The following is an 11,869-nucleotide window of genomic DNA, read 5'->3' on the forward strand; positions in this document are numbered from 1 at the left end:
TTTTGTTTTTTTAATACTTGTAGACTATGCTTCCAACGCTGAGGCCCGCGCCAAAACCGCTGAAAGTTAATAATTGTCCGGATTTAACAATATTTCCTGTAACCATTTCATCCAGTAATAAAGGAATGCTGGCAGCGGAAGTATTGCCATATTTACTCAGGTTACTAAGAAAACGATCTGCAGGCTGCTTTAATAAATCAGCTACCTTGTCAATAATTCGCTGATTGGCCTGATGAAGCAAAAAATAATCTGTATCACCGATATCAGCAGAAATTTTTTCGAAGGTTCTTTTAATCGAAGCCGCTACCTGCCTAGTGGCAAAAGAATAGACCGCGTGGCCGTCCATTTGAAAATAGCGACTTCCCTTTTCCGGCTGATTCCAAGTTGTCGATGACCACAAATGTCCAGCTGTTAAGGATTTCGCCTCTTTGCCAAAAGTTTTCAGATCAGCCGCCAACAAACGTTCAGGCCCATCGACAGCTTCAACAAGAACTCCGGCTGCTCCATCTCCGAACAGGACGGCTGTACTACGTTCCTGCCAATCAACCAGTTTGGAAAGCGTCTCAGCCCCAATTACAACTCCATAATGAGAACCCAAAGTATTGACCAGGCCATGAGCCAAAGTCAAGCCGTAAACAAAACCGGAGCAAGCAACATTGATATCCATGGCAAAGGCATTGCTTAAACCAGCCAACGCAGAAGCCTGAGCGGCCGTCGATGGTGCCATCGAATCCGGACTCATTGTCGCAACAAGTACAAAATCGATTTGATCGGCAGAAATTCCACTCCCTTTTAATAATTTTTGCAAAACAGAAGCAGCCAACGAGGCAGTCGTTTCATCAACAGCAATGTGCCGTTTGAAAATTCCGGTTCGACTGCGAATCCATTCATCCGATGTGTCCATCATTCCGGCAAGATCGTCATTACTGACAATTTTCTCAGGAAGTTGGCTTGCCGTTTGAATAATTTTAATCGTTCTCATTGGAATCACCCTTCTCGTCTGCAATTTGCAAAAACGTCTGCAGATTAAGCAGCGAATGTTCAATAATGTCAACTTGTTCGAGATCCATTCCATTAAGGAAGCTCTCGGTCATTTGTCGGTGGAAAGATTGGTGAGCTCGATAAATCAAGCGGCCTCGTCGGGTTAAACCCAAACGAATAACCCGTTGATCGTCTTTTGACTGCAAACGAACAACGTATCCTTTTCGAACCAATTTATCGATCGAAGCAGTGACGGTCCCGGGCGAAAGCCTCAACTGTCGAGCAACAGCGGTCGTCGTTTTATGGTCATACATCGTAATTGCATCTATCGTATGAACCTCTTTAACGGTGATATCACGGAATTGAGTGGTCCGCAAATATTTATCTTCAACTTGCATAATGCCGTTGTAAACTTCGATCAGCAAAGCGCTGATTTGTCTGATTTTGCGATCAGTCATATAGCTACCCTTTTATTTTGATATTTAAATATCGAAATACTCCAGATCGACATTCTTTTAATCAACGGCCGGTTCCTCCGGTGAAACGACAAATAATAGCTGGGCATGGCAAATTTCTTCTTCTCCAACTGCAGCGGTGCAATCGACGACTCCCATGTTTTCGCGAACTTTAGTCAGTAAAATTGATAATTCAATCTTTTCTCCGGGTTCAACCGATCTTTTGAAACGGGCCGAATGAATCCCACCGAGATATGCGGTTTTGTGTGCAAACTTAGGCGATTTAAGGATCAAAATCGAAGCCGCTTGAGCCAACATTTCAATGAGGAATATATTTGGAACTACTTTTTCGTCTTTTCGTCCCTGAATGAATCGTTCATTGATTGTCACATTTTTGAAAGCTGTGATTGATTGATCGGGAATAAAATCCGTTACGCCGTCAATCCATGCAATCGGATATCTGTTGGGAATTAAATCAGCAATCTGCTGAACATTTAATAACACCAGCCAACCTCCTTAAATTTATTTCAAACATCAAAGTGTTTGTGCTATGTATACTAACAATTGGTATTTTGCTTGTCAATTATTTCGCAATTCAAAAAAACGTCTAATCCTAAAAAAACGCCTTAAAACGGGTCTTTTCACTGAAAAATTACAAATTAATCCTTCCTATAAGTTGCAAATAATTTACTTCGAATATCAAATAAAATCTTGACATTAGTTAACGTTAAGGGGTAAATTGGTTAACAAATGGAGGTGAAAAAATGTCAACCAGCCAAAAACTGCTGACTTTCTTGAGTTCCTATCCGGAAAAATGGTTCTCCGGAAATCAATTGGCTTCCCAATTAGAACTTAGTCGGACGGCAGTCTGGAAGGGAATTCGTTTGTTGGAAGAACAAGGGTACAGCCTTGAGAGTCGGCATGGGCTTGGCTATCGGTTAATGATCGACAATCAACTAAATGCCGCCTTAATTTCCCAGGAATTGAGACTGGACCATCAGCCAAGAATTGTTGTTTATAACAAGGTTTCTTCAACGAACACAATCGCCAAACAAATGCTGTTTGAGGACTTGAAAAAACCAGCAGTAATACTTGCAAATCAGCAGACAGCCGGCCGTGGACGTTTCGACAGAAAATTCTATTCGCCGGCTGCATCCGGTATTTATATGAGCATTGCTTTGCCGCTGTCAATTGATGAAAAAGTAAATCCGGGTCTCTTGACAACGGCAACTGCTGTCGCCGCCGGAAGAGCAATAAAAAAAGTCTTTCATCGACAGGTTAAATACAAGTGGGTAAATGATCTAATTCTAAACAATCGAAAGTGTGGCGGAATTTTGACTGAGGCAATAACCGACTTGGAATCTGGGCGAATTGCTTCGTTGGTGATTGGAATCGGGCTTAATCTAACTCTGGATACAAAAAAAATGCCAACCGAATTACTCGGCAAAGCCGGAGCAATCAGTAAAGGCGACAGTTCGAAAAGAAACCTGTTAATCGCAGAATTTATTAACTTTTTTTTCGATATTTACAGAAATTATCGCAGTGGAGATTTCTTGGAAGAATATCGTCGGCATTCAATTGTGTTGGGTAAAAAAATCGCCATAGTTGTTAATCGAAAGAAAATAATCGGAAAAGTTGAAAAAATTAATAGTCAAGGAGCTATTCTGCTAAAAAATGATAATAATCAATTATTAACTATTAGTAGTGGAGAAATTATAAAACTTAATCTTTTAGAAGGAAAATATCATGAATAAACAAACTTTAAAAAATTTCGGACTAAGTCTTGTCCTGGCCATTTTCTTGGCGCTTAGTTCTCAAATCACGGTCCCTTTGCTTTTCGTTCCAATCACTTGTCAAACGTTGGCGATTGGATTAATCGCAACAATGTTTGGTCTAAATATTAGTTTGGAATCAATTAGTTTATACATTTTAATGGGCGCTTTTGGCTTACCAGTCTTTGCCGGAGCTCATTCCGGAATTGCAGTTATTTTCGGAACAACCGGTGGCTATATTTGGGGATTCTTGATCTACGCATTTTTGGTCAAGTTCATGCTTCATAATTCGAAGGCCACTTTAAAAATCGGTGTTGCTAATCTAACCGCCGCAACACTGCAACTATTTATCGGGGCCGCTTGGCTAATGTTTGTGGCTCATTTAACCCCACAGGCAGCAATCGCAAACGGCGTTTTGCCTTTCTTGGTACCAGGAGCTATTAAAATAGTCGCAATCGTAGCCGTTGCTCGCTTGTTTGCCCAACGAGTCCCAGTTCTTTACCGTTAATTTTTATCCTCACTAACAAAAAAGTATCGGAACAAATTACTGTTTCGATACTTTTTTGTTTGCCGGAAAAAATTCTTTCAACTTTTTGAGATCTGGGTTTTTCCAATGTTTTCGGCAAACCGGTATATAAGTTTCGTCTCCGCCAATAAAAACCTGGCTGCCTTGATACTGAGGCTTGCCATCAACGACACGTAACTGAGTAATTGCCTTTTTTTCACAAAAAGTACAAATCGTTTTCATTTCTTCAAGTTTGTCAGCGATTTCAAAAAGCCGTTTCGACCCAGGGAAAAGATGATTGAAAGCATCCTGGCGCAATCCAAAAGTCATCACCGGAATATTAAGCTTATCAACAACATCAGCCAGCTGGTCAACCTGAAATGGTTCTAAAAATTGGGCTTCATCAATTAAAACGGCAGCAAGTTCTCCATCGACTCTTGAAACCTCCGTAAATAAATTGTCCGTTTTATGAATAGCAATCGCTTCTCTTTTCAGACCGATTCGGCTGGAAATAACTCCGATACCTGCCCGATCGTCAACCGCCGGAGTCATTAACAAGACTTTTTTGCCTTGTGACTCATAGTTGTGGGCAACTTTTAAAATTTCAATAGTCTTTCCGGAACCCATCGCACCGTACTCAAAAAATAGCTGTGTCATGCCCCTAATTATATCAATCATCTTTTTCGGCTAGTCTATAATTTGTTTATGACTATTAGAAGCAAATTTGCCTTGTTTGCCGGCTCAAGCAGCTACATACTTTTACATAAAATTCTCCATCGCGGTGGTACTTCGCTTCCGGGCAAGATCGCTTATCGGATTGATCCAACTTTTCTTGAAGAATTTCGCGATCAGATTGAAACGGTAATTGTGAGCGGTACAAACGGTAAAACGTTGACAACTGCTCTTTGCGCAAGAGTTCTTAAAAAAACAAATCGTGTCGTTGTAACAAATAATTCCGGTTCAAATATGATTCAAGGAATTGTCGCCGCTCTACTTTCCCAGAAAGACAAAATTAAAAAATCAATTCGTCACGGCACGATTCCGATTGCAGTATTAGAAGTCGATGAAGCCAATGTAAAAGAAGTTGCAAAAATCTTACAGCCAACTCATTTTGTTTTGACAAATATTTTTCGCGACCAAATGGATCGATACGGCGAAATATATACAACTTACGAAAAAATAACAGACGGAATCAAAACTGCACCAAAAGCAAAGGTCGTTGCCAACGGGGATTCACCAATCTTTGCTCGAAAGCCCTATAAAAATCAAGCTGTTTATTTTGGTTTCGCCCACAAAAAATCAGCTGGCGACCTGCGTGCTCCAAATAATACCGATGGAGTACTGGCACCGACTAACGACCAGGTTCTCCACTATCATTACTTAACATATGCCAATCTTGGAGATTATTTCACAAAAGATGGTTCTTTCAAACGGCCACAACTCAAATACTCGGTGAACAAAATTAATTCATTAACTCCATCGAAATCGGAATTTGAAATAGCTGGAAATAAATTCACATTACCGCTGGGCGGTCTTTATAATATTTATAATGCTTTGGCCGCTTATTCTTTAGGACGGGAATTCCAAATTTCCGCTGAAGATATTTTCAATGCTTTAAACGAAGATTCAAGAATTTTTGGTCGTCAGGAACAATTAACAATTGGCAGCCACTTGGTTACGATTGTTTTGATAAAAAATCCGGTTGGAGCTAACTCTGTAATCGATATGATGATGACCGATCCGGAAGAATTCAGTTTGGTAACTTTACTAAACGCTAATTATGCCGACGGTATCGACACAAGTTGGATCTTCGATGCTGAATTCGAAAAGCTACACCAGACGGCCCTGAAAAAAATTATTGTAGGCGGACAGCGTTATAAAGACTTCAGTGTTCGACTAAAAATGGCAGGCTTTAAAAATCAAATTGTCGAACAGGATTTTGCCAAGTTAATCGACCGAATCAAAGAGTTGCCAACCAAAAACGTATATGTCGCTGCAACTTATACAAGTATGTTGATGTTTCGTGAAGAATTGGCCAAAGCCGGTTTGGCGAAGGAGAGTTTTTAATGGAAAATTATCAACTGAGAATTGCTCATCTATATGGGGATTTGATGAATACGTATGGTGATTACGGAAATGTGATTGCGATTAAATATTATGCCAAACAAATTCAGGTTGAAACCGATTACCATTTAATTTCACTTGGGGACTCCTTTAAAGCCGACGATTACGACTTTGTTCTTTTCGGTGGTGGCCAAGATTATGAGGAATCGGTGACTGCAAAAGACCTGCCCAGCAAATCGGATGAAATAAAAAAATATATCGAAAATAATGGTTCTTTGGTTGCTGTCTGCGGCGGCTTTCAGCTGCTTGGAACAACAATGGAATTTGCTAACGGAAAAATAATTAACGGAATTGGAGCAATGAGCCATCATACAGTTAATTTGAATTCTTCCGAATTGTTTGATAACATGCGCGGGAAACGCTTGATTGGCAATATCCAAATCAAAAACAACGAAAGCGGCGAAACTTATCACGGCTTTGAAAATCATCAGGGAAGGACTTTCCTTGGCAAAGGCGAAAAAGCTCTGGGAACGGTCGTATCCGGCAATGGCAATAATGGCGACGATAAAACCGAAGGCGTTATCTATAAACAAGTCTATGGGACTTATTTTCACGGTCCAATTTTGACGCGCAACGGTAATCTAGCAAAAAGAATTTTAAAAAATGCGCTTCTTAAACGTTATCCGGATATCGATTGGCAGGCAAAACTCGATGGAATTCCGACCGAGAGTTTTTAATTTTTTGATTTGGCAATAGTAAAGAATATAAATAAAAAAATAATCAGTTTCTTTTAGGATTTAAAAAACAGCTGCTATTAAACAACTGCTTAAAGAAGAATATTTTATTTAATTACCCATTTTAAATTTATGGTTGGTTAGTTTAAAATTATTTTTTAAACCATTCGTAATGTATATTTTTTTATCTTTTGTAATAAAAATAGCTTGAATGTTTTGCTTATTTTTCTTGTTCATATATTTAAGACCTTTTTTAGACCTTTGTCGAAAGCTGCATTCGATAATGCATCCCCATCAACAGATTTCTTGGAAATAATTGTCACTGAAACCAAATTATTTTCATATGGATAACCGGTTTTAGGATTCATCAAATAAATATATTTATGACCATGAGAAATTAAATACTGCTCGTAAGTACCGGCAGTCACAATCGACATATCGGACTCACGAACATAGCCAACACTTGATCCTCTTGATTGATTGGGATTTTGGATGCCGACATTCCAGTCTCTTGTTCCAGAAGTTGGATGGCTCTTACCAATCACATAAATATTACCGCCCAAACTGACAATTGCGCTTGTAACATGATTTTTTAAAAATGTTTTCTTAACCTGATCCGCAATATACCCTTTAGCGATTCCCCCAAAATCAAGTCTCATGCCCTTTCGGGTTAGATAGACAGTATGTTTTTTCTTATTCAAAATTACATCGTGATAATTGAGCAGGGGCAGGGCGGATTTAATTTCGGAATCCGAGGGAACGCGTGCCCCAGGGAGACCAATTTTCCAAAGATTTGTCACCGCACCGATTGCCATATCAAAACTTCCATCGGAGTTCTTAGAAAAATACATGGCCTTCTCAATCAAGGGCCAAAAATCATCGGGAACCTTGACCGGTTTGATACCGGCATTTGCATTTATTTTATCAAGAACAGAACCTTTTTCCGTTAAAGTTGCTTCTTTGTCAAAGTGACGGATCGTAGCCATTCCTTTGTTCAAGACAGCTGATTTTCCCTTATCGTAAATCGTCAATGTACAAATCGTTCCCATAAGGAATTCATTTTTTTGATAAGGAACATCTGCATATTGAACAGCCGATTTCTGTTTGTTGCTAATGTAGAAATAGGCAAAAATTGCAGACAAAGAAAGGACAATTAGAACTAAAAAGACCCAAATTTTCTTCTTCATTATTATTTACCCCGATTATTATTTACCCCGTTATCCCTTGTGATTTGAAAGTTGAAGATGAATATTTTCTGAAAACAGTATTCGTTTTTGACAATCAAAAAGTCAATCAAGCCTTTTTCAGCCTAACTGACTCTTTCTTTTAAACAAGACAAATTTTAATCTTCCATTCCTGGCAATTAAGAAAATTTAATTCCACCATCGACCGCGATTGACTGACCGGTAATATAATCACTTTCATCGCCGGACAAGAAGCTGACCAATTTAGCAACATCTTCAGGTTCTTCACCACGTCCCAATAGAATTCCATCTATAAATGCCTGGCGTGTCGATCCAACGGGGACGTTTTTACGCTCGGCAAAACGGGCATCGATTTCATCCCACATTGGTGTCAGAACAATTCCTGGGTTATAGGCATTGACGCGAATCTTGTCGACGGCCAATTCTTTTGCTGCCGCTTGAACCAATCCGCGAGTTGCAAATTTAGTCGCAGAATAGATTCCCAGCATCTCGAAACCTTCCATGCCGGCAATTGATGAAGCCAAAACGATTGAACCTCCATCGCCACTTTTTCGCATAACTTTCGGCGCCGTTTGCAAGGCCCAAATTTGCGATTTCAAATTAATATTTATTACATTATCTACTTGGTCTGCCGGTGTTCCCTCGATAGTATCAACCCAATCGATTCCGGCGTTGGCTACAAAAACGTCCAAACGTCCAAATTAGGATTCGGCTTTTTTTTCTAACTGCTCGTTAGCAGACTTGCTTGAGACATCTCCAACAAAAGTAATCACCTTTCCGTTGTTGTTTTTGATCTCCTCAGCAACTTTGTCTAGTTTCTCCTGAGTTCTTCCATTAATAATCACTGAATATCCGTCTTTTGATAGGCGCAGAGCGATTCCACGGCCAATTCCCTGAACACCACCGGTAACAATTGCGACTTTATTTGTCATAATTTACACATCCTTTGTATGTTAATTCACAATATAATTGTACTATATTTTTCATAAAATGGCTTACATAATTCACAAGGCAAAAAATAGGCATTCATTATTTTTATCGTAGGACACAATTCAATTAAATGGCTTAATAAGAAAATCAATTCTTTGATTAGAAAAACAGCAACATCTAAAAACTTAAAAGCGATGTCTAATTGACAATAATCCTGTCGATCCGGTGTCCCTTTGTTTTATGTATGACCATATCAGCCTTCTTTTTCATCGGTTCGATAAATTCGGTCAGGTTCCTTAAATCGGTCTGTTCCCAAGTTTGATTAATCGCTGGCATGATTTTAGGGATCGGCATCTTTGAAAACTGATAATAAAAATTGTTCGGATCATCTTTACTATTCCTAATAAAAGAGAGCGTCCGTTTCAAAAACCATTGGTAAATCAGTTTTTCATCGGCATCGACATAAATCGATAAATCATAATTATCGATCCTAAAAGCGCAAACCCCTTCAACTATCAAGATTTTTGGTTTTTTAATTGTTTCGAACTCACCTGCAGCAATATTGTTGATCGCCTGAGAGTAAACGGGAATCTTAATCTCGTTAGAACCGTTTTTTAATTCAAATAACGCTGCCGACAACGCTTTTAAATCATAGCTTTTAGGGAAACCTTTTTCAGAAAAAATTCCACGGGATTTCAATTCTTCATTAGAAAAAATAAAAGAATCGACAGAAATAATAGCGGTTGTTACGCCGGGGAAAGATTTCTTTAATTCATCGGATAATTGCTGAGAAATCGTTGACTTCCCCACCGACACCGAACCAGTCAGGGCAATCACAAAAAAATTTTCCCACCCTGCTTTATATCTCTTCAAAACTTCGTCAACCACTTTTCTCATTCTTTAATTATGCAGCTAGACTGATCCTCTTGTCGAAAAAATTTCTTGCACATTAAGCGAGTAAGCGATCCCGGCGAATCTCTTTTCCTTCTTTATCTAAAATCAAAATATTCAAAGCCGCTTCGATATCAGCCGAATGAGAACCGCCGTCAATATCATAGCGGGAAAAATCATTTTGATTATTTCTCATTTCGACAATTGGATTTGACTGATCGGCTGACAAAAAATAACTCGGTGTATGCCCGGCAACAATTACTTTGTTGCTAGTATTTCTGTGCCAAGCCTTATCTACAATTGGTCGTTTAACAGGATCATATAAAGATGCCGCTGAAAAATTACTGAAAAAATATTTTTCGCGAATCCAGATCAAATCCTCAACTGCTGTATCGTGGTAATTATTCTTAGTCCAATCAATACCCGCATGAACGAATAAACGCTTTTGGTCTTCAATAGCGTAAGGAATTTCATCAAGAAAATCGATATATTCGGAATATTTCTCGTTCAATTCATTTTTTGTTAATTCGATATTAACATCGTTAGCTGTTAAACCCAATAATTCCTGGGTTTCTAAAATTCCATTGTTTCCCCAATTAAAAAATTTGTCAGAATCGCCGATGGCTGTACCATAGAGCATGTCATCGTGATTTCCATGAATTGCCAAAGCGCCATGATTCTTGACCTGATCCATAATAAAATTAATCACTTTAATAGGCTCATGCAGATTAGAACCATTGGCATCAGTATAATCACCGAGAAAAACCAGAGTATAGTCGCTTTTTCCATATTCCGGCAAATCAACGATTTTTTTTAAAGCCTGCCAATTTTCATGAATATCGGAAACAAGAATTACTTTGTCCAATTGTTCGTGAACTTCAAATTTATTCATTATAAGTATCTTAGTATTTTAAGCCGGTTTTTCCGAACTTTATTTCCTATTCAAGCAATAAAATCGATAAAAAAATAAGTAAATTATTATCCAAATAGAAATAAATAAAATTATCTTTTTTTAAAGCAGCAATTTTAAGCTCTTTAATTAACAAAAATAGCAAAATTTAGAAAATAAAGACGATATTCCTTTATCCAAAATGTAATATTCTAATTTTCAACGTTCGTGTATTTATAAGCTATTGTACTTTTAGGCTATTTAGTAACGCATTTCAGGGGATATTCCGAATGATAAATCGAAGACTCTCTGAAAGTGTGGGCTTTTAGCTAATTAAGTTAGGAGAGATTTATGAATCGTTTTCGTTGGACTATCGTAGCAATAGTCGTAGTGGTCATTGCAGCAGTCGGTGCTTATTTCGGTCTGAATGGTGGGAAAAAAACTTCCACTAATGATTCGGGGAAAAAATCAGTCGCGATTATCACCGATACTGGGGGAATCGATGATCATTCCTTTAACCAATCTGCATGGGAAGGTTTGCAGAAATATGGTAAAGAAGAAGGTTTATCCAAAGGAAATAATGGATATAACTACTTCCAGAGTAATGATGAGTCTGATTATAAACCAAATATCAACTCTGCTATCCAAGCAAAATTTAAAACAATTTTCGGCATTGGATATGATCTGGAACCGGCTGTCAAACAAGCGGCCAAACAAAATCCAAAAACCAATTTCGGTATTATCGATGACACAATTCCAAATATTAAGAACGTTGTCTCGATAACATTCCATACCGAACAGTCTTCTTATTTGGCCGGTGTTGCTGCCGCCAAAGCGTCGAAGACACAAAAAATCGGCTTTGTCGGTGGTGTCAAAGGCGACATTATCGATACTTTCCAGGCCGGTTACGTTGCCGGAGCCAAATCCGTCAATAAGAATATACAAATAAATGTTCAATATGCCAATTCATATTCTGATGCCGCTCAAGGAAAAACAATCGCTTCAGCCATGTATGCTGATGGCGACGATGTGATCTTTACCGCCGCCGGTGGAACCGGTAATGGTGTTTTCGCTCAAGCAAAAGCCTTGAACCAAAAACAAGCAGCTGACAAAAAAGTTTGGGTTATCGGTGTTGATCGTGATCAAAAATCCGATGGTAATTACACAGATAAAAACGGCAACAAATCAAACTTCACTCTGGCTTCAGCAGTGAAAGAAGTTGGTCAAGCCGTAATTGATATCTCCAAAAAAGCTCAAGCCGGAAAGTTCCCTGGTGGAAAAACCGTCAGCTTTGGTTTTAAAGAACATGGAGTTTATCTAGCAAAAGATTCAATGAGTTCCAGCGTTTGGTCAGCTGTTCAAGCTGCAAAGAAAAAAGTTGAATCCGGAAGTATCAAGGTTCCGATCCATCCAAAATCTTATGCTTCGGTACAATAATCTTAA

The 11,869-nt window shown here is 38.7% G+C and carries 11 protein-coding genes and 2 pseudogenes; 5 read left to right on the top strand and 8 right to left on the bottom strand.

Annotated elements, in window-relative coordinates; all coding sequences use genetic code 11:
• Positions 1–10: 10 nt before the first annotated feature.
• The 3 genes from J3U91_RS08280 to fabZ are packed head-to-tail and all read right to left on the bottom strand — an operon-like array spanning position 11 to position 1,940.
• On the bottom strand, positions 11–982 hold the full coding sequence (locus J3U91_RS08280; protein WP_002819409.1) for a ketoacyl-ACP synthase III: 972 nt from the start codon (positions 980–982) through the stop codon (positions 11–13).
• Entirely contained in the window at positions 969–1,439 is a 471-nt protein-coding gene (locus J3U91_RS08285; RefSeq protein WP_002819410.1) for a MarR family winged helix-turn-helix transcriptional regulator, read from the bottom strand. Before J3U91_RS08285 ends, J3U91_RS08280 begins: the two co-directional genes overlap by 14 nt.
• Positions 1,440–1,496: 57 nt before the next feature.
• Positions 1,497–1,940 (bottom strand): 3-hydroxyacyl-ACP dehydratase FabZ, encoded by a 444-nt coding sequence (gene fabZ / locus J3U91_RS08290; RefSeq protein ID WP_002819413.1) that lies wholly within the window; start codon positions 1,938–1,940, stop codon positions 1,497–1,499.
• A gap of 260 nt (positions 1,941–2,200) precedes the next feature.
• On the opposite strand from fabZ, the gene J3U91_RS08295 reads away from it, so the two are divergent.
• Positions 2,201–3,190, top strand: a complete 990-nt coding sequence (locus J3U91_RS08295; RefSeq protein ID WP_002819414.1) for a biotin--[acetyl-CoA-carboxylase] ligase — start codon at positions 2,201–2,203, stop codon at positions 3,188–3,190.
• A complete protein-coding gene (locus tag J3U91_RS08300; RefSeq protein WP_002819415.1) occupies positions 3,183–3,716 on the top strand; it encodes a biotin transporter BioY in 534 nt (177 codons plus the stop codon). The genes J3U91_RS08295 and J3U91_RS08300 overlap by 8 nt, the downstream gene beginning before the upstream one ends.
• Positions 3,717–3,752: 36 nt before the next feature.
• On the opposite strand, the gene J3U91_RS08305 is transcribed toward J3U91_RS08300, so the two are convergent.
• Complete coding sequence (locus J3U91_RS08305) at positions 3,753–4,391, bottom strand: thymidine kinase (RefSeq protein WP_002820885.1); 639 nt, start codon at positions 4,389–4,391, stop codon at positions 3,753–3,755.
• 27 nt (positions 4,392–4,418) lie between these two features.
• Between J3U91_RS08305 and J3U91_RS08310 the strand changes: the two genes are divergently transcribed.
• Both J3U91_RS08310 and J3U91_RS08315 read left to right on the top strand, forming a co-directional pair.
• Entirely contained in the window at positions 4,419–5,780 is a 1,362-nt protein-coding gene (locus J3U91_RS08310) for a MurT ligase domain-containing protein (RefSeq protein ID WP_002819417.1), read from the top strand.
• A complete protein-coding gene (locus tag J3U91_RS08315; protein ID WP_002819418.1) occupies positions 5,780–6,514 on the top strand; it encodes a type 1 glutamine amidotransferase in 735 nt (244 codons plus the stop codon). The genes J3U91_RS08310 and J3U91_RS08315 overlap by 1 nt, the downstream gene beginning before the upstream one ends.
• 108 nt (positions 6,515–6,622) lie before the next feature.
• Here J3U91_RS08315 and J3U91_RS08320 read toward each other — a convergent pair.
• From J3U91_RS08320 to J3U91_RS08335, 4 genes and pseudogenes are all read right to left on the bottom strand, one after another.
• Positions 6,623–7,698: pseudogene (locus tag J3U91_RS08320) on the bottom strand (FAD:protein FMN transferase).
• A gap of 176 nt (positions 7,699–7,874) precedes the next feature.
• A pseudogene (locus J3U91_RS08325) lies at positions 7,875–8,648 on the bottom strand (SDR family NAD(P)-dependent oxidoreductase).
• Between the two features lie 196 nt (positions 8,649–8,844).
• The gene (locus J3U91_RS08330; RefSeq protein ID WP_002819424.1) at positions 8,845–9,543 is read right to left on the bottom strand and encodes a type I pantothenate kinase; all 699 of its coding nucleotides are present in this window, start codon (positions 9,541–9,543) and stop codon (positions 8,845–8,847) included.
• Positions 9,544–9,595: 52 nt separating this feature from the next.
• The gene (locus tag J3U91_RS08335; RefSeq protein WP_002819425.1) at positions 9,596–10,429 is read right to left on the bottom strand and encodes a metallophosphoesterase; all 834 of its coding nucleotides are present in this window, start codon (positions 10,427–10,429) and stop codon (positions 9,596–9,598) included.
• 348 nt (positions 10,430–10,777) lie between these two features.
• Between J3U91_RS08335 and J3U91_RS08340 the strand changes: the two genes are divergently transcribed.
• Positions 10,778–11,863 (top strand): BMP family lipoprotein, encoded by a 1,086-nt coding sequence (locus J3U91_RS08340; RefSeq protein ID WP_002819427.1) that lies wholly within the window; start codon positions 10,778–10,780, stop codon positions 11,861–11,863.
• Positions 11,864–11,869: the final 6 nt, after the last annotated feature.

Source organism: Oenococcus oeni, from assembly GCF_020510245.1.
GTDB classification, from domain to species: Bacteria; Bacillota; Bacilli; order Lactobacillales; family Lactobacillaceae; genus Oenococcus; species Oenococcus oeni.